The sequence below is a fragment of the Bacillus halotolerans genome, assembly GCF_001517105.1.
Taxonomy (GTDB): Bacteria; Bacillota; Bacilli; order Bacillales; family Bacillaceae; genus Bacillus; species Bacillus halotolerans.
The window spans coordinates 897933-916877 of sequence record NZ_LPVF01000008.1; the positions used below are offsets into that span (position 1 = coordinate 897933).

Consider the following 18945-nt stretch of genomic DNA (forward strand, 5'->3'; position numbering starts at 1 on the left):
AAGGAATCGTCTCATCGGGACGATTCCTTTTTTATGATTACACCATCACCTTGCACATATTGTTCGTAAATTCCACAGGGTCCTGAATCGGCAGACCTTCGATCAGAAGCGCCTGGTTGTACAGGAGATTTGTGTACAGGCTTAGTTTCTCTTTATCTTGTTCAAAAGCGTTCTGCAGCGTGTTGAATACCTCGTGATTCGGGTTGATTTCCAGCACTTTGTCCGCTTTTACATTTTGGCTATCCGGCATCGCGTTTAAGATTTTTTCCATCTCGATTGTCACTTCACCGTCAGCTGCGAGGCAGACCGGATGAGATTTGAGGCGTTTCGATACTCTGACGTTTTTCACTTTGTCAGACAGGATATTTTTCATTTCCTCAAACAGATCCTTGTACTTGCTTTCCTCTTCTTCAGACTGCTTTTGATCCTCTTCTGAATCGATGCCAAGATCGCCGCTTGATACAGATTTGAACTCTTTTTCCTGATATGAAGCGAGCATTTTGATCGCAAACTCATCGATGTCCTCAGTAAAGTAGAGAATTTCATAGCCTTTGTCCGCTACCATTTCCGTTTGCGGCAATTTCTCAATGCGATCGTAAGAATCACCTGTCGCGTAATAAATGTATTTCTGCTCTTCAGGCATTCTGGATACGTACTCGTCCAGGCTGACCAGTTTTTTCTCTTTGGAAGAGTAGAATAATAAGAGATCCTTCAATTGCTCTTTATTCGCGCCAAAATCATTGTACACGCCGAACTTCAGCTGTCTGCCGAACGATTTGTAGAAGGTCTCATATTTTTCTCTGTCTTTTTTCAGCAGGCTCTGCAGCTCGCTTTTGATCTTTTTGCTGATGTTTTTCGCAATCAGCTTCAGCTGGCGGTCATGCTGCAGCATTTCTCTAGAAATGTTCAGCGATAGGTCCTCAGAATCGACCATACCCTTCACAAAACTGAAGTGGTCCGGAAGCAGATCCGCGCATTTGTTCATGATGAGCACGCCGTTGGAATAGAGCTCCAAGCCTTTCTCATATTCCTTAGAATAATAGTCAAACGGCATGTTTTCAGGAATAAATAAAATGGCGTTGTAGCGCACGGCACCGTCCACGCTGATATGGACGTGAGTGAGCGGTTTATCAAATCCGTAATGCTTTTCAGAATAGAACGTTTCATAGTCCTCATCTGTCAGCTCGCTCTTGTTTTTTCTCCAGATCGGCACCATGCTGTTAACCGTCTGTTCCTCCTGCACCTCTTCAAATTCATTCTCGCTGCCTTCCTTCGGCTTATTAACCGTTGTATCCATTTTGATCGGGTAGCGAATGAAGTCAGAGTACTTTTTGATGATCGCTTTTAAACGGTATTCTTCTAAAAACTCATCATAGCTCTCATCTTCCGTGTTCTCTTTGATCTTCAGGATAATGTCTGTGCCGACAGAATCCTTTTCACACGGCTCAATTGTATAACCGTCTGCGCCAGCAGATTCCCATTTATACGCTTCTTCGCTGCCGAGCGCCTTACTGATAACGGTCACCACATCGGCTACCATAAACGCCGCATAAAATCCGACACCGAATTGCCCGATGATGTCATGGCCGTCTTTCTGTTCGTTTTCTTTTTTAAATGCAAGAGAGCCGCTTTTCGCGATCGTACCGAGGTGCTGTTCAAGCTCGTCCTTTGTCATTCCAATCCCTGTATCCGTGATGGTCAGTGTTCTCGCGCCTTTGTCAGCCGCGACTTTTATGTAGTAATTGTCTTTATCGAAGGTTAGCGCATCGTCTGTCAGCGCTTTGTAATAGATTTTGTCAATCGCGTCACTCGCATTGGAAATTAACTCACGAAGAAAGATTTCTTTTTGAGTGTAAATGGAGTTAATCATCATATCCAGCAGTCGTTTGGACTCTGCTTTAAACTCTTTTTTGGCCATTCCGCTCGCTCCTTTTTCATGCTTTGTGATGTTATGTAAACTCTTTTCAGCATCTATTTATCATAAATGATGACTCATGTCAATACGGTCTTCATCAAAGATCAATAGATGCATATATATGTAAATTTAACATTAGTTGGGGGTATTTTCACTATTTTTTCTAGACAGTCTGATAAGAAAAAGAGAGGATCAGCCTCTCTTTTGTCCTGCATCATTCCATCGGCTAAACTCCCGCTTCATCCAAATATGCACCGGATAGAAAAACAAACAGAACGGTATCAGAAACAATAGATTATGCCATGAAGCATTCAGAAATGCGCTAGCTGTAACCGGAAACGTAATCTCTTGCAATAAAAAAGAGATGACAGTCAGCACAGCAAACGCAGCCGGAATCGTAATGAGACAATAAAATTTGAGTTCCTTCTTATGCTGTATCTTCAAAACACATAAAACCTCCCAACAATTTCTAGTTCATTTTAACATATGCAGGTATTACTTTTCTCACATGTTTATCACTGCACACAGCGGGAAGACAACTAGAAAAAGGAGGACTCGTGTCATGAGAAGACTTGAAAACAAAACCGCAGTGATCACAGGCGCTGCGACAGGCATTGGACAAGCAACGGCAGAGGTTTTTGCCAATGAAGGCGCGCGTGTGATGATCGGAGACATCAATACAGATCAAATGGAAGATACAGTTGAAGCAATCAGGCAAAACGGAGGACAGGCGGATGCCTTTCACCTCGATGTGTCAGATGAAAACAGCGTGAAAGCTTTTGCTGATCGAATCAAGGAGGCGTGCGGAACGATAGATATTCTGTTTAATAACGCCGGCGTCGATCAGGAAGGCGGAAAGGTGCACGAATACCCCGTTGAGCTATTTGACCGCATTATGGCCGTCGACCTGCGCGGCACATTCCTTTGCAGCAAATATCTGATTCCGCTCATGCTCGAAAAAGGAGGCTCCATTATCAACACCTCCTCCATGTCAGGCCGGGCCGCGGACCTCGACCGCTCCGGCTATAACGCCGCAAAAGGCGGCATCACAAACCTGACAAGAGCGATGGCAATTGATTACGCAAGAAACGGCATCCGGGTCAATTCCATCTCACCGGGTACGATTGAAACGCCGCTTATTGACAAATTAGCTGGCACCAAGGAACAGGAAATGGGCGAGAAATTCCGCGAAGCCAACAAATGGATCACACCGCTCGGCCGCCTCGGCCAGCCGAAGGAAATGGCAACGGTGGCGCTGTTCCTCGCATCTGACGACAGCTCATACGTCACAGGCGAAGACATCACCGCAGACGGCGGCATCATGGCGTATACATGGCCTGGGAAGATGCTGATTGATGAGAAATGGAAGGAAGAAACGAAATAAGAGAGGGGATTCAGCCCCTCTCTTTTCTGTTTTTCAAAGCAATATAATCTTATACTTCTTCACATCTAAAAACTGCAAAAACTCCCTGGCCAGCACCCTCGGATCGTGCGCCTTTCCCTCATCCAGCCGATACAACATCAAACCGATAATCATAGCGGAGACATAATAAGCATAAAGTTTCTTCCCCGCGCGGATATCAAGCTGCTGGTGCAGGTAAAAAGATTCCAGCGCTTTGAACATGCTGGGTATCACATGAGGAATTCCCCATTCAGGATTGAGAAACCGGACAATGGGCGAGCGTTCCGATAATGCAGAAAGCAGGCTGGCAAGCGCCGTCTCAGCTTCCGCTAAAGAAAGCTCATCCGGACTGGCACTCACCGTCAGCCGATCAATCATATCTGCACATGATTGATGAATCATCGCTTGTAACAGCTCATCTTTATTGGCATAGTGATCATAAAAGGTTGCCCTGCGGATGTTGCTTTTTCTGGTAATATCCGAAATAGTCACCGCCGCATAGTCTTTTTTCTCCGCCAATACGTCCAGCAAAGCCTCTTGCAGCGCCTGTCTTGTGCGGACAACACGCCGGTCAACTTGCTTTCTCTCCTCCGGCTCCGCTTCAACAGCCTGCCCAAACAGCCAATAAAACCGTTTCTGAGAAACGAGTTCCCATACCTTGTGACTGATGGCTTGCGGAGATGCAGACGCATCCTCATTCAGCCAGTACAAAATAATGGCATACGTATACAAAGCCCTGTAATGTCCGTAAATCTCCTGCTCCATCGGCGTCAAATTCACATGAACCGGAGACAGCATGACATCCTGCTGAAACACATCTTTAAAAAACCGGTGGAAATTGTGATACGGTACGTTGTCTCTGACCATCATTGCTGAAAAAAAAGATTGATGCTGATGAACAAAAGACAATGTTGGATGCACTGTTTGCCGCTTTTGGCTGAGATGAAGTGTATCCATGTGCTTGAAGGCTTCGTAGAGCGCTTCGCCCAATCCTTCCTGCATGTCACTCATTAAATCCTCAATGATTGAAAACTTATCCTCGTAATAAAGATAGAGCGTCCCGCGGCTCACTTGTGCGTGTTCAGCAATTTCTTTCATTGTAATCTGTCGAATATCCCTTTTTTCTAATAAATCCAGAAGCGCCTGTTTGATTTGAGCCTCAGCAGATTCCGGCAAAAAAGTCACCTCCAAACTTAGACAGATGTTCGATATATGTACGGTAACGTATAGATGATTCTCCGTTGTCTCTCTTATAGAAAAGATACCACTTTATAATAGTTCCGAGATAAGCAGAAAGCAAATGAGGGGGATTTACAATGGAACAGCAATTAAAAGACGACATTCAGCGCGTCTTCCAGCTTCAGAAAAAACAGCAAAAAGTGCTGCGCGCTTCAACAGCGGAACAGCGTAAAGAAAAGCTTCAGCGCTTTTTGGATTCCGTCATTGCACATGAAGAGGAAATCATCGAAGCGATCCGCAAAGACGTGCGGAAGCCATATCACGAGGTCAAAAAAGCGGAAATCGAAGGAACAAAAAAAGCGATCAGAGATAATATGAACAACCTGGAAAAATGGATGGCGCCTAAAGAAGTCGGTTCATCGTTAAGCTCCGAGGCAAATGGGATTCTCATGTACGAGCCAAAAGGCGTAACACTCATCCTTGGCCCGTGGAACTATCCGTTTATGCTGACAATGGCGCCGCTTGCCGCTTCTCTCGCAGCAGGAAACAGCGCGATTGTGAAGCTGTCCGATTTTACAATGAACACAAGCAACATTGCCGCAAAAGTAATTCGAGATGCTTTTGATGAAAAAGAAGTTGCGATTTTTGAAGGAGAGGTTGAGGTGGCAACCGAGCTTCTGGATCAGCCATTCGACCATATTTTCTTCACTGGAAGCACAAATGTCGGAAAAATCGTCATGACAGCGGCTGCCAAACACTTGGCATCTGTCACACTTGAGCTTGGCGGCAAGAGCCCGACAATCATTGACAATGAATACGATCTCATGGACGCAGCGAAAAAGATCGCCGTCGGCAAATTCGTAAACGCCGGCCAAACCTGCATCGCACCGGATTATATCTTCATTAAGAAAGATGTGCAGGACAAGTTCGCGGGCATTTTACAAACAATCGTCAACGCAGGATTTATGGAGGATGATCACAATCCGGACCGCAGCAAATTTACGCAGATTGTCAACGACCGCAACTTCAACCGCGTCAAAGACCTTTTCGACGACGCTATCGAGAAAGGCGCGGAAGTCGTGTTCGGCGGCGTATTTGATGCAAGCGACCGTACGATCTCGCCAACCGTTTTGAAAAACGTTACGCCAGATATGAAGATCATGCAGGAAGAAATCTTTGCACCGATCCTGCCAATGATGAACTATGAAGACATCGACGAGGTCATCGATTACGTAAATGACCGCGATAAACCGCTCGCGCTTTATGTATTCAGCCACAACCAAGACCTGATCGACAACGTCCTTCAGCATACAACATCAGGCAACGCAGCCATTAACGATGTTGTCGTTCACTTTAGTGACGTCAACCTGCCATTCGGCGGCGTAAATACAAGCGGAATCGGCTCCTACCATGGGGTATACGGATTTAAAGAGTTTTCTCATGAGAAGGGTGTATTGATTCAAGCCTCTAAATAATTGTAGTGAAGAGAATCTGCATTACCTTGCAGATTCTTTTTTAACATTCTATTCACCTAAAGATAAAAAGGTAAAATAAAGAAATGAAAAGTGATAAAATACCATTTTCACTACGAGACCAAATTCCTCTAGTATATCTCATTGAAACCGCACAGCCTCTAACGTATAATATCCCAGGAAACTTCAAAGGAGAGAATATTATACATGGAAAAGCCAGCTGGATTTTGGATTCGGGCAGTTGCCTCTATTATTGATGATTTAATTATCTATTTTTTTGCTTTTATTATGATCCAAATTAACACCTTCATTGTCCTGCCTCTCATTGATGCAGGAAGCTCCTATATGACACAAGAGCAATATAAATTTTATATCCTGATATTCGGGACGATCCCTGTTATCGCCATCATATATATCTTCGGCATTCTTTATTATAGCTTGCTGACTTCTTCAAAAATGCAAGCAACACTAGGCAAAAAACTTATGGGCATCATCGTTGTCAATCAGTATGGCGAGCGAATTTCATTTTGGCACAGCTTTGGCCGTTTTTTTGCTTACATACCATCAGGAATTTTGTATATCGGTTACATTATGGCGGCTTTCCCCTCTAAACTGGCATTACACGATTATATTTGCGGGACTAAGGTTATCTATAAAAATAAACATCTTGATTGATACCAAAAACAGGCTGCCGAGATCACCTCGCCAGCCTGTTCTGCTATTTTCCAAAAGCCATCAGCTTCGTATAACTTCCAATATAAAGTGTTCCGTCCTCAGCAAGCTGGGGAGATGACACGACGTTGCTGTCGGTTTGATAGCTCCATAATTCATTGCCGTTTGCGTCCGCCGCATAAACCTTCATATCATCCGACCCGAAATAAACCGTTCCCTTCGCGTCAATCAGCGGCGCCGTTCTGACAGGGCCGTCTGTGTAGAATGACCAGTTCATATCCCCGTTTTTGCTGATGGAAAACAGCTCGCCGCTTCCTGAACCGATATAGATGTTGCCGTTATGGTCGATCGCAGGCGATGAACTGGAGAACCCGTTGAGAGGGAATGTCCATTTTAAGCTGCCTGTTGACGTATACGCATACAGCTGTCCGTCTTGGTTGCCGGCATAAACGGTGCCATCCTTATCAATCACCGGATATCCTTTAAACGCATTTGACGTCGTTCTGGACCATTTCACCTGTCCGGTTCCGGAATTGATCGCATAAAACACGTTATTGTATGTGCCGACATACACGGTGCCGTTTGAGGCAAGCACCGGCACAGAGCTGACGACACCATTTGTTTTCAACTTCCAGCGCTCTGTCCAAGTTGATTTTGACGTCGGTTTGATCGCGTGAACATAATTATCAAGTGTTGAGAAGTACAACGTGCCGTCTGAACCGATCACCGTTTCAGAGCTTGGCCCGCCGCTTAACGGAACCGTTGTTAAAATCTCACCCGTTTCCTTGTCGATAAAATAAATCTTTTTATCATAAGATGCCAGATAGATAACACCGTTGGTTCCGAGTACAGGAGATTGTGTGAACGTTTTTCCCAGATTGCCCGTCACCCATTTGACTGAGCCGTCAGGATTAAAGGCTTTCATTTCCCCGTCTCTGGAATGAAGATATACCGTGCCGTCTCCATCAACTACTGCCCCCGCACCATTTTGCGGTGTCGTTCTAATATCGTTTTGCCATTTCAGCGTCCCGTCTGTATTGCCAGCGAATCGACTCTCGCGTGACCAGTTAAACATGGCAGGCGCCATAGCTTGTACATCATACCTTCCTGTTAAAAAGCCGGATGCTCCATTATTTTGAGAAAACACCGTTTCCGCCGCGTAAGCAGCTGCCGGCTGAAGCACTTTGGCAGCGGGCACGTCAGAAACAGCGCCGGCCGAAACAGCAGCCGCCACCGCAGCTCCCGCAATCAAAGCTTTCATACGAAATGACTTGATCATCATTGAGACCCCCATTATATGTATTTTCTAATATATGATCATTATAACATATTAATCCATTTTATCATTCTGCTTCACAAAACCATCACAAACTAGAAAACTATGTCAGGCTGTTTGCGACGTTTTTTCAGCAACTGAACGAAACGCAGCCACAAACCAAATAACGTTGACAGCAGCCGCAGCGAGACTAATCCCAATCACAAAGATCACATCAGAAAACGGATGGTCACTGAAGAAACTATACATCAAGATAAACCCGGCTGAAGACAAGTGAATCAGCAGCCCAAAGCCGCAAAGCACCGCCATGACATACCTCATCGCATCTACTCCGAGCATATAAATGATTAAAGGAATAAAATATAATACAAAAATCATACCGATAGCTGACCACATGCCGACTGAATTAAATTGATTGGCCGCCCCTCCCGTTCCGGCCAGCGGCGAAAGTGAAGCCGCAGCAATCATGGCGCAGAAAAGAAAAGCAGAAATGGCTGTCATGATCGCCACGCTGTTTTTTCTAGACATCAAACTCCTCCTTCAAATAGAAATATTAACCTTTTTATTATAAGGAAGCCGGGTGGAAAATTCATTATATTTTAAAAAATCCCAAAACAGATACGCAAACAATATGGTTATTACTAGTATATTTATATAGTAAAAAACAAAGGATAAAAGACTCATTTTTCAGTAATATCAGGATTTTATCACCATATCATATTGCAAAAGCTTTTTTTACAAAGTATACTGTTCCAGATTAATTCAAAGGAGAGAGAAATATACATGGAAAAACCGGCAGGATTTTGGATTCGTGTTTTAGCTTATTTGATTGACGGCATTATTGTATCTGTTCCTAGCTATATTATTCTATTTATTATCAATTCCGTATTTATCGCTGGATCCATCGCAACAGACCCATACATGACACAAGACGAATATATGGTGAAATACTTGACGCTGGCATTTTTGCCAACCATGCTGATCATGATCGTCATCAGTGTGTTATATTACGGGCTGCTTACAGCTTCTAAAATGCAAGGTACGCTCGGCAAGAAAATTCTCGGGCTGAAAGTAGTCAATGAACAAGGCGGACGCGTGTCTGTCGGGCAGGCAATCGGCCGTTACTTTGCGTACATATTATCTGGAATTATCTTTTATATCGGTTTTATCATGGTGGCATTCGGAGAGAAAAAGGGCCTTCATGACATCATTTGCCGTACACGGGTTGTATATAAATAATTGAAAACATGAAAAAGTCTAGACGTCAATTATGAGTCTAGACTTTTATTTATCTATGATTTCTTCAAGATCGGCTGCCGCTTCATATACGTAAGGCTCCTCCAAAGCCACTCAAACGGCCCCATTCGGAATGCCCGCAGCCAAAGATGGCTGATGGTCATTTGAAGGGCACATACCGCGATCGTGATCAGCACGCCCGCAGCCGGATATACTTTGCCGTATAACCCCAACCCGTAATGATAGAAAATCCACGTACAAATGATTGATTGCATGAGATAGTTGGTAAATGCCATTCTCCCGACTGCGGAAAAGTATTGCAGCGGCTTAGCCAGTTTTGTCTTATGATAAAGATACACAATCGTTGTGACGTAGAAAAACATAAGAAAAGGCGCACCAACCAGCAAAAATACTTCCATTTCGGTCACACTGTACAATATATGAGCGCTGATGCCAATGACCAGCCCAGACAGCCATACTCTTTTTAACGCTTTGCGGTGCTTTTCCGGCTGATGCAGAAATCTTGATTTTGCCGCCGCGGCTCCCAGCAAAAACATACTGAAATATGGGATGGAGGCAAAAAAGAAATTCAGCGGATTATAGGTCAGCATGCCATTCATTGACATATAAACGAGCCGATCGTGGATTCGCTGTTCCGCAATGTCTTTCAGGCTGCCGTTTCCGTAAGCATGAAGCGCCTGCTTCGCTTGCTGAATGGCTGCTTGTGCCCATTCTTGTCCGTTTGCTTGATGAAAGCTTGCCAAAATGAACGGAAGAGAAAACAGGAGATACAAAGAGACTGCCCATATCAACAGTGTTTTCGGCTTTGCTTTTCTGAACAAAAGTAAAACCAAACCAAGCAGGGCGTATTCCGTTAAGATATCCCCGTCCCATATCAAAAAAGCATGTATGGTTCCAAAGATGAAGAGCGCCAATAATCTTCTGATATAAAGCGGGACAAAACGTTTTCCTTTGCTTAACGCTCTCTCCATCATCACCACCATGCCAAACCCAAATAAAAATGAAAACAGTAAAATACATTTGGTTTGAATCAAAAATTTCAATATTTCTGCTGCAGCAAAATCTGCACCAGACCACTTTTCCGTAAAAAAATTATCCTTTCCAAGCATAGACAAATACATATCCGGATAACTGAAGTGCGCCAAATTCACAAATAGGATGCCGAAAATGGCAATTCCTCTTAACACGTCAAGCACACCAATCCGCTCATTTGTCAGAGTCGGCTGTAATGAAGCCATATGGATCACGCTCCTTTTTTCTATACCTCAAGCGTATGAAAAAAAGAAACGAAGAAACATCGATTTAGGTGGCAGCGCAAAGGAAAAACCTTACAATCTCGTCACCTTCACAATAAAAAGCCAGGCTCCTCAGGAAGCCCGGCGGAGATATTATGGTTTCATGACCTTTAAATCTAATGTCTCGATATTCTGCAAGACACGGTCGAATCGCAAAGCTTGAGGCTCACTCGGGAAAATATGCCCTTCATACGGATCTCCTAACGTGCGGAAAAACGGCTCGAATAAGCCCGGAACCAATACACCCACCATTTTTGTATAGTGAGAATCCAAGCGATATGAGTGTACAGTGTTGGCAGGAACATGCAGGAAATCTCCAGGATTAAGCTGAATTTCTTCACCATCGGCCCACATCGTCATTTGCCCTTCAAGGCAATAGAAAGTTTCTGTATGATGCTCATGATAATGATCAACGATGCGATCGCCTTTAGGGCCTTCAGATGATACAACGATAAATTGCCCGTCCGTATTCTTTTGCGCAGCCACAATGCGATGAAGCTGATCGCCCGTCAACAGGCGGTCTCCTTCTCCAGACTCAAGCACATATGGAACAACGCCAGCCGGAAGTTCTGTATTCTCCACTAGTTTTGGAGCACCGGCACGGTTTTCATCCTCCGCAAATATAATGTCCGCCGCCTCATCCGCTTTTGCAAAACGCTCTTTTGATACCTCTTCGCTTGCGTGCGGCGGATGTTCAGCGTGATCATACGGCGTTCCAAGCACGGAATACATATGTGCGACATTCCCTTTCATTGTGTAAGACACCAGCCGTGTTCTGTGGCTCTGCATCCGATAGCTGTGCGGCGTTCCGGCCGGAATGTTCGCATAATCACCAGCTGCTAAAAGATGATGTTCTCCATCAAGCGTCAGTTCAAGCTTACCGTCCAGAACAAGAAGCCCTTCATGCGTATTTTTGTGAATATGAAGCGGAAAGGCATCTCCTTTTCCCCCAGAAAGCAGCACGATCTCGAACAAATCTCCCGTGCTCTTTCCGTTTGCCATCACTGTCGCGACCTGTCTGCCGAACAAATAGCGCTCTCCCTCTCCGCTGCGAAGCAAGTAAGGCACTTTTTCTTTGGGCAGTGAATGTTTACTTAACGTTTTCATGTTACGCCCTCCAATTTAGACCAGTCTATATATTATAGGTTTTTGACTAGACCGTTCTACATAATTGTAGGGGAAAGGATAACAAATTGCTACCCTTTTTTCCTCACCAATACTGGAATTTGTTCGGCCATGAGAAGAAGGGGCGTTTTGTCTTTATTCGTTAAAGAAAGCATAATACCGCCTTCAATCATCGAATTGATCAGCATTCCCAGCTGGCTTGCTTCTTCTTCTGCAAATCCGTTTTCCATTAATTTTCGGGCGAAAACCGCTTCCCAGCTTTTAAACACCTTCATGCAAACCGTGCGCAGCGGCTCGCTGATTAACGCCGTTTCACTCGCCAGCAAGCCGACTGGAATCCCTTGAATGCTTTCCGTATTGTCAAACTGGCTGGCGGTTTTTTCAATAAAACGCTGAATCGCTTCAACAGGATCAGAGGACTCATCCATGCTTTTCTGTATCACATGTTCAACGATCTTACCCGTATATGTAACCGCTTCAATTGCTAATTCTTCTTTGCCATTCGGAAAAAAGTGATAAAGCGATCCCTTAGGAGCACCGCTTTCTTTCACAATCTGGTTTAAGCCTGTCGCGTGATATCCTTGCAGCTGGAACAGACGTGACGCTGTGTGAAGGATTTTTTCACGTGAATCTCCTCTGCTAGTCATTGAAACATTCCCTCCTAGGTATGGTAGAGCGACTTATATAATATAAAAAAGAACCATGGGATTGTCAAAAGGGGTAAGAACCTTCTGGATGGGGTAAATGTAGACAAACATGTCTAGGAGGGGATTCCCGATGACAACTGATGATACGGTCACCAATACTGAACAGCTTGAAAAACAGCAAAACCCGAAAACGAAGCTCAAACTGAAAAAAGTAAAGGATCAAGTCATCGTCATTACCGGTGCTACAAGCGGAATCGGCCTCGTCACCGCGAGAATGGCGGCCGAAAAAGGGGCAAAAGTCGTCGCAGCAGCCCGAAATGAAGACGCCCTTCAGGAGCTCGTTGATGAAGTAAAGAAAAAAGGGCACGAAGCCATCTATGTAAAAGCGGATGTGGGAAAAGAAGAAGACGTCAACCGCATCGCAGAAACCGCGATCAGCACATTCGGCCGCTTTGACACATGGGTTAACAACGCCGCTGTTTCGGTTTTCGGACACGCTATGGATGTTACCACCGAAGACATGAAGCGCGTGTTTGACACCAATTTCTGGGGTCCGGTCTATGGAACAAGGGCAGCCGTCAAACACTTTACAAGCAGAGGCGGTCCGGGTGCTCTCATCAATGTAGGAAGCCTGTTCGGTGACAGAGGAACCGTCATTCAATCCACCTACGCGTCTGCGAAATTCGCGCTTCACGGATGGACAGAAAGCATCCGAATGGAGCTTGAAAAAGAACAGGCACCGGTCTCGGTCACACTCATCCATCCAGGCAGAATCGACACGCCTTACAACGAACACGCCAGAAGCTACCTGGACAAACAGCCGGCCCATTACCGCTCTATGATCTACCCGCCGGAAGCTGCAGCCGAAGCCATTCTGTTTGCCGCTGAACATCCGAAACGCGACATGTACATCGGCTCGCAGGCAAAAGCCATCGCCATGCTGGGTGCACTCTTTCCCCGGCTGACCGACAGACTCATGGAAAAAATCATGTACTACAGCCAGCATGCGGAAAGGCCGTCCAAACCGCGTGAAGAAAGCGCGCTTTACCATGCGGGCTACGGCATGCATGACAGGGGGACAAATAAAGGGTGGCTTCGGTCAAGAAGCTATTATGCAAAGGCCACAAAGCGCCCGGCGGTAACTGCGGCAGTGGCTGTCGGGCTTGCTTGCGTCTGGGCTGCCGTTAAACGCACCAAATGAGACCTTCCATCATTTAATTGCACACCATAAAACCCATGCAGATGTAACATAGCGCATGGGTTTTTTGATGTTAATTGATAAAGGCCTTGTTCATACGCTGGAGAAGTTCGCCAAACATCTCTTTTTCATGTATTGACCACTCTTTCAGCATCTGTTCAAAACGTTCTAAGCGCATCTGCTGATCTGCCTTTAATGCTTGTTTGCCGAGTTTTGTAATGGTAAACAGACTGACTCTTCTATCGGAAGGATCGGTAAAACGATAGAGGAGCTCCTTGGCTTCTAAAGCTGCAGCTTGTCTCAAAAGCATTTGAATATGGAGAACTAGCCGTATCCATGAGTTCTGTCTCCATGACACTCTATGCGGTTCTCGGCTCATTTTTCGGACCGCTTGTCATCTGGCTGTTTCATATGTAATAAAGAAAGACTGCCCCGGAGGAGGGCAGTCTTTTTTGGGATACGAATCGGCGAAAGTAAACAGGCATTTTGGCCTGTTTATTTTAGTTCTCCAATATCTCTTAAATATTGTTCACGCTCTTTTTTATCGGGGTAAGCGGTTTTGATGTATTCTTCTTTTTCTTTCTTGGTGTATTCGCTCCAATCTGTAAAACGATTACCTACATCCTCAGGGTAACTCATTCCGTCCACTTTATTGGAATCATAAATTAAATCTGCTGAGAAGTAAAACTTATCTGGATTGTCATTTATATATCCATTTACTATTATTCTTCCCATTGGGTTTATTTCAACTTTATCCTCGAAAGTAATTTTTTTAATAAAATTATGAATATCTTCCTCCTTTAGATGTTCTTTAATTTTTGGTTTCATCTTTTCTACATATTCTTCTGCTTTTTCTTTATCGCTTTTTTCTTCTTTTTTCACTGTCTGTTTACCTCCAGTCTCTTCTGTTGTTCGATCTGATATATTCATTTTTTTTACTATTCCGTAAGAAATACCTAATACAACAATCAATACGATCGTACCTATTATAAGTATTTTTTTTACAAATGACATGGTATTTCATCCTTTTTTAATTTATTATACAATATATACAAGTTTTTGGAGAGTGAAGTTATGTCTAGAAAAAAGAATTCACTTACAGACGAAGATTATAATAAAGCATCAAGTGCTGCATATAATCTTAGAAACTATCGTATTGGTACTAACATTGAGATAAGTAATGGACAAAAGTTATATGTAGTTGATCATAAAAAAACGAAAAAAGGGCTTGATGCCCTTACTTTAGTATCCGAAAAAGATTACAAAATTTCCAACCATGGAAAAGACAAAGAAAAAATCCAAAACGCCATCATCGCATACCGCGGGTCAGAACCTATCAGCACTAACCAATTAAAAGAAACGATTAAGGAAACAAATCAGCGTGGAAAAAGAGAAGAGCTCATTAAAGAACTAGAGAAAAAAGGGATCAATATTCCAGCTGAAGAAGATGGGTCTTCTTTTGACTCAGTAACAGGTTTCTCTGAATATGCAAATGAGATCATCCAAGATTGGCTTCACATGGATACTAGTTATCTAGTTGGCAAAAAGCCGTTTGATGATGGAACAGATAATCAGGCGATTCAGGCAGATCAATATGCAAAAAAAATACATAAATACTTTAAAAATGCTGACATTCAAGTCACCGGTCACTCATTAGGCGGATCTAATGCAAGCTATGCAGTCGTGATGAATGACTTTATAGACCGCGGTGTCACCTTCGAGAATCCTAACATATATGAAAACCTGCCTAAGGATGTAAAAGCCCGGGCGTTAAAGGGAGAGTTTCGCAGCCGTTTAACAGAATATATTAATTTAAATGATGGATTATCCTTGCTGAATCGGGATGCTGCTGAAGTAGGCAAAGTAAAAGTGATGTATGACGAAGCTTTGCCCAATGGTGTACAGAATAATAGCCTCCCTGATGAAGTGAAAATGCTGGGTCTTGGACTGAAACATTATGGCAATCAATCTCTTGATATCACACTATTTGCTGAAGCCTTAATGGGAAGTCACGGCTTGGATCGATACAGCTTCCATTCAGATGGCTCTGCCCAAACTGTGGATGATGTTTTAAAGAACAACCCTGACTTTGCATTAGCGATGCTAAACCAAATGAAATCAACGAATGTGAAGGCCAATACAGGTGTTTCGATTCTTATCAAATCACATGTATTAATGAATACAAGTACTCAGTTGAAACATATTGCCGAAACGGAATGGTCAAAAATGATACGCCAGATTGAAAGAATTGATGACAAAGTAAAGGATTCAATTGAGGATGTCAGGAATATGCATACACGAATGGTTGGTTTTGGCGCCTATGACGAATTATCAGTTTCCGATGTCGATGATCTGATCAATCAGATCAAGATGAACAAACCGCACCACCTTTTTTACTCAAAAGAAAAATATGATCAGGCAGTAGATGCAGCGCTCAATCTGCAACACTTTCTGCAGATGATTGCAGATGATCTCGGACATATGGGACATGCGTATCATGATGCAGATCTGGCAGCGGCCAGTCGAATGGGGATTTCATAAGGAGAGAAAGAAACATGGATTTTATGAATAAGAAACCAACAGATGCTGACCGTTTTATGCAAAAAATGACGAGTCAGCATTCAAGCACTTCAATTTTTTCAAATGCTGATGTAAATACCTCTGAAATGACACCTGAACAATTGGCGGCGTTTAAAGAGAAGAAGCGACAAGAACAAAAATTGGCGTTGATGCATTCAATCAAAAAACAATTAAGCTATGCATTTCACGAAGACCGTAAGAATTTGTCTTCGATCCTTGAAAACATTACAGATGCCGAGCAGGCTATAAAGACAAAACGAGAAATCCTTAACCATCATATGTCTGGAAAAGCAATAGATAGTGTCACTGATAAAATGAAAGATCACCTTTCATTTGATAAAGTTTATTCTGATGTTTCGAGTGTAATCAATTCCATTGGCTTATAAGGTAGAGAGTCAATATAGCTTAAAATAAAGAAGATATCATCTCCGACGAAGCGGCGCAGCGAGAACGAATCACGAATGAAACTGTGCGTCTGGAAAACGATCATTAGCACAGAAAAAAGCAGACTGTTCCCAGTCTGCTTTTCCCATTACGATCTAAAGAAATCAATCAGCGGCTGAAAATCCTTAGACAAATCAACGTCATTCGGCTCTGCTTGAAGCAGGCGGTCAATCATTTGCTCTAATTCCTCAATATCATTTTTATCTGTGTATTCAATGAAGTTTAAGCTTTCAAGCCAATCCCGGTATGAATGTTTGGCTTTGCCGTAGCTATTTCCAAAGACGAGGCATGGCGTTTTTGTGATAATCGAAAAGATCATAGCGTGAAGGCGGTCTGTCACCACCAATTGACTGGAACCAATGCGGTCGAGCATTTCCATGAAATGCTTTTCCCGATCCTCGTAATCAATCATATCGACCGTATCAAGCACCGTGTCTGTACGCTCCGCATAGGTTGTTTTTTCTGCCCATTTCATCATGTGTGAAATAAAATCTTCATCGGTTACCTTCTCCTTGTCCGCTCTTAAAATAAAAAGAACGCCGTCCCGTTCAAGCTCTTTCGGTACGATATCCAAAGACAGCACCATATCCGGTGTAAAGATGACATCTGAATTGAAGGTTTCTTTCACAACATCGAGCGTCTGTGTCTCCCGCGCGGCAATCGTTAAATTTGGATTTTGATGGTACGCATCCTGTGTTTTTTTCTTTTCTTTGTTTCCGTCCTCTGTATCTTCAAAATAGACGGATTGCGGAAGAGAAATGGATTTATAGTCTTTAAACGCGGCGAAGACCTTCCTTCTGTCCTCCTCAATATCAAGGTAGAGGTTGCCCAGATTTCCTCCGCCGGTAAAGCAGACAATATCGTCTTCACGGATGATCTCCTTCACCAATTCGATGCCTTCGTCCGTCGCGTAGTCCATAATTTCAATATATTCATAGTACGGAAAATGATTTTTAATAAATTTCTCTTCCGCATACGCAATCGCTTGGTCTCCGATGTTTGTGTAACTCGGGGAACCAAACAAAAATACTTTTCGTTTATCATTTAATAAGGCTTCGGGTTTTACATTCGGCGCGATCCCTTTACCTAGTTTTTTGCCTTTGATTTCTTGTACAGTCATGTCTGTGTCCTCCTTCTAGGTTGTGCTTGGTTATCTGTCTGTACCCAGAAAGGAGGGTGAATATGCACGGGCATGTGCTTGACCGGCTTTATATCAGATACATCGTTTTCGCCAGTTTTAAAGATGCCGCAATGTTTCTTGCCGTTCTTTCCATATTCTCGGCTGCATGCCCAAGTGCGTCTGCAAGGGGCACGGCTCCCGGCACGATGCTGAAAAGGGCGTCCATCCCGTGTGCATAGACCGCATCACTGTCTCGCGAAACTGATCCCGCAAGTCCAATGACAGGCACATCGTATGCCTTAGCCGCTTTGGCCACGCCAATCGGCGTCTTGCCGTAAACTGTCTGGCTGTCAATCCGCCCTTCGCCGGTAATCACAAGATCTGCATCCTGAACCTCACTTTCAAACTGAACCGCATCGAGGACGATATCAATGCCTCTTTTCAAATCAGCACGAAGAAAAGTAAGCAGACTCCAACCGAGACCCCCTGCTGCACCGGCGCCCTCTGTTTCCCTGAAGCTTGTTTCAAGCGTTGTTTCAGCCACATCCGCAAAGTGAGACAGGTTCTGGTCAAGGATACGCACCATGTCAGGCGTGGCGCCTTTTTGAGGACCGAAAACAGCGGAAGCCCCTCTTGGCCCTGTTAACGGGTTATCCACGTCGCAGGCGACTTCAATTTTCACATTTCGTAATCTGGGATCAAGTCCTTCCACATCTATTGAGGAAAGCTGAGAAAGCGCACCGGCTCCGGGACCGATCTCATGGCCTGATTCATCAAGAAGCCTTCCGCCCAGCGCCTGAACCATTCCGGCTCCGCCATCATTTGTGGCGCTTCCGCCGATTCCGATGATCAAACGCTCTGCACCCTCATCAAGAGCAGCAGCGATTAATTCTCCCGTTCCTTTAGTAGAAGTGACAAGCGGGTTTCTCGTCTCTGCGGGCACAAGATGCAACCCTGATGCGGCAGCCATCTCAATCACAGCTGATTTTCCGTCTCCCATTATGCCAAAAAACGCTTTAACCGGTTCCCCCAGCGGACCCGTGACAATCTGCTCTTTTATGATTCCGCCCGTGGCATCAATTAATGACTGGACAGTCCCCTCACCGCCGTCCGCCATCGGCAGCTTCCGATATTCGGCATCGGGGAAAACCGTTTTGAAGCCTCTTTCTATGGCGTGAGCAGCCTCCAACGCTGATAAGCTTTCCTTAAAAGAATCCGGTGCAATAATGATTTTCATCCAATCGCCTCTTTCAAAAAGTGATGATTTACACTGTCTTTTCTTCAATTTACCACAATTGATTTGGACATATATACCAATTTATCAGGAAAAATTTTATTAAAAATTAGAAATGAAAGTGTTTGC

Annotated in this window: 18 protein-coding genes and 2 pseudogenes; 8 read left to right on the forward strand and 12 right to left on the reverse strand. The window is 44.1% G+C overall.

Features of this window, described 5'->3' with window-relative positions; all coding sequences use genetic code 11:
• Positions 1-37 precede the first annotated feature (37 nt).
• Together htpG and AU387_RS07000 are read right to left on the reverse strand one after the other, a co-directional pair.
• Positions 38-1918, reverse strand: coding sequence for a molecular chaperone HtpG (gene htpG / locus AU387_RS06995; RefSeq protein ID WP_059292167.1), 1881 nt, complete (start codon positions 1916-1918; stop codon positions 38-40).
• 189 nt (positions 1919-2107) lie between these two features.
• A complete protein-coding gene (locus AU387_RS07000; protein ID WP_024123458.1) occupies positions 2108-2359 on the reverse strand; it encodes a hypothetical protein in 252 nt (83 codons plus the stop codon).
• 118 nt (positions 2360-2477) lie between these two features.
• On the opposite strand from AU387_RS07000, the gene AU387_RS07005 reads away from it, so the two are divergent.
• Complete coding sequence (locus AU387_RS07005; RefSeq protein WP_059335290.1) at positions 2478-3299, forward strand: SDR family oxidoreductase; 822 nt, start codon at positions 2478-2480, stop codon at positions 3297-3299.
• Between the two features lie 33 nt (positions 3300-3332).
• On the opposite strand, the gene AU387_RS07010 is transcribed toward AU387_RS07005, so the two are convergent.
• Entirely contained in the window at positions 3333-4493 is a 1161-nt protein-coding gene (locus tag AU387_RS07010; protein WP_059335291.1) for a TetR/AcrR family transcriptional regulator, read from the reverse strand.
• Positions 4494-4633: 140 nt separating this feature from the next.
• Here AU387_RS07010 and AU387_RS07015 point away from each other — a divergent pair, with 140 nt between their 5' ends.
• Together AU387_RS07015 and AU387_RS07020 are read left to right on the forward strand one after the other, a co-directional pair.
• The gene (locus AU387_RS07015; RefSeq protein WP_059335292.1) at positions 4634-5971 is read left to right on the forward strand and encodes an aldehyde dehydrogenase family protein; all 1338 of its coding nucleotides are present in this window, start codon (positions 4634-4636) and stop codon (positions 5969-5971) included.
• A gap of 204 nt (positions 5972-6175) precedes the next feature.
• Positions 6176-6643 (forward strand): RDD family protein, encoded by a 468-nt coding sequence (locus AU387_RS07020; RefSeq protein WP_059335293.1) that lies wholly within the window; start codon positions 6176-6178, stop codon positions 6641-6643.
• Positions 6644-6686: 43 nt separating this feature from the next.
• Here the strand turns inward: AU387_RS07020 and AU387_RS07025 are convergent, their stop codons facing one another.
• Positions 6687-7919, reverse strand: a complete 1233-nt coding sequence (locus tag AU387_RS07025) for an outer membrane protein assembly factor BamB family protein (RefSeq protein WP_059335294.1) — start codon at positions 7917-7919, stop codon at positions 6687-6689.
• Between the two features lie 105 nt (positions 7920-8024).
• Entirely contained in the window at positions 8025-8444 is a 420-nt protein-coding gene (locus AU387_RS07030; RefSeq protein ID WP_044160121.1) for a DUF5391 family protein, read from the reverse strand.
• Positions 8445-8699: 255 nt separating this feature from the next.
• On the opposite strand from AU387_RS07030, the gene AU387_RS07035 reads away from it, so the two are divergent.
• A complete protein-coding gene (locus tag AU387_RS07035; protein ID WP_044160124.1) occupies positions 8700-9155 on the forward strand; it encodes an RDD family protein in 456 nt (151 codons plus the stop codon).
• A 53-nt stretch (positions 9156-9208) separates the two neighbouring features.
• Here AU387_RS07035 and AU387_RS07040 read toward each other — a convergent pair whose 3' ends face one another.
• The 3 genes from AU387_RS07040 to yxaF all read right to left on the reverse strand — a co-directional run bounded on the left by AU387_RS07040 (position 9209) and on the right by yxaF (position 12240).
• Complete coding sequence (locus AU387_RS07040; protein ID WP_059335295.1) at positions 9209-10411, reverse strand: DUF418 domain-containing protein; 1203 nt, start codon at positions 10409-10411, stop codon at positions 9209-9211.
• 150 nt (positions 10412-10561) lie between these two features.
• Positions 10562-11575: a quercetin 2,3-dioxygenase gene (locus AU387_RS07045; RefSeq protein ID WP_059335296.1), complete on the reverse strand. Its 1014-nt coding sequence runs from the start codon at positions 11573-11575 to the stop codon at positions 10562-10564.
• Positions 11576-11664: 89 nt separating this feature from the next.
• Positions 11665-12240 (reverse strand): transcriptional regulator YxaF, encoded by a 576-nt coding sequence (gene yxaF / locus AU387_RS07050; RefSeq protein ID WP_059335297.1) that lies wholly within the window; start codon positions 12238-12240, stop codon positions 11665-11667.
• 130 nt (positions 12241-12370) lie between these two features.
• On the opposite strand from yxaF, the gene AU387_RS07055 reads away from it, so the two are divergent.
• A complete protein-coding gene (locus AU387_RS07055) occupies positions 12371-13441 on the forward strand; it encodes an SDR family oxidoreductase (RefSeq protein WP_059335298.1) in 1071 nt (356 codons plus the stop codon).
• A gap of 70 nt (positions 13442-13511) precedes the next feature.
• Here AU387_RS07055 and AU387_RS07060 read toward each other — a convergent pair.
• A pseudogene (locus tag AU387_RS07060) lies at positions 13512-13760 on the reverse strand (MarR family winged helix-turn-helix transcriptional regulator); the annotation flags it as partial.
• On the opposite strand from AU387_RS07060, the pseudogene AU387_RS21090 reads away from it, so the two are divergent.
• Positions 13739-13855, forward strand: a pseudogene (locus tag AU387_RS21090) (LrgB family protein); the annotation flags it as partial. The pseudogenes AU387_RS07060 and AU387_RS21090 sit on opposite strands and share 22 nt — an antisense overlap.
• A gap of 78 nt (positions 13856-13933) precedes the next feature.
• On the opposite strand, the gene AU387_RS07065 reads toward AU387_RS21090, so the two are convergent.
• Entirely contained in the window at positions 13934-14452 is a 519-nt protein-coding gene (locus tag AU387_RS07065; RefSeq protein WP_010332558.1) for a DUF1433 domain-containing protein, read from the reverse strand.
• A 60-nt stretch (positions 14453-14512) separates the two neighbouring features.
• Between AU387_RS07065 and AU387_RS07070 the strand changes: the two genes are divergently transcribed.
• Positions 14513-15979, forward strand: coding sequence for a DUF2974 domain-containing protein (locus AU387_RS07070; protein ID WP_059335299.1), 1467 nt, complete (start codon positions 14513-14515; stop codon positions 15977-15979).
• A 14-nt stretch (positions 15980-15993) separates the two neighbouring features.
• Positions 15994-16404: a hypothetical protein gene (locus AU387_RS07075; protein WP_059335300.1), complete on the forward strand. Its 411-nt coding sequence runs from the start codon at positions 15994-15996 to the stop codon at positions 16402-16404.
• Between the two features lie 146 nt (positions 16405-16550).
• Here the strand turns inward: AU387_RS07075 and AU387_RS07080 are convergent, their stop codons facing one another.
• Positions 16551-17582: a polysaccharide pyruvyl transferase family protein gene (locus AU387_RS07080; RefSeq protein ID WP_059292156.1), complete on the reverse strand. Its 1032-nt coding sequence runs from the start codon at positions 17580-17582 to the stop codon at positions 16551-16553.
• 88 nt (positions 17583-17670) lie between these two features.
• On the reverse strand, positions 17671-18819 hold the full coding sequence (locus AU387_RS07085) for a glycerate kinase (RefSeq protein ID WP_059335301.1): 1149 nt from the start codon (positions 18817-18819) through the stop codon (positions 17671-17673).
• Positions 18820-18945: the final 126 nt, after the last annotated feature.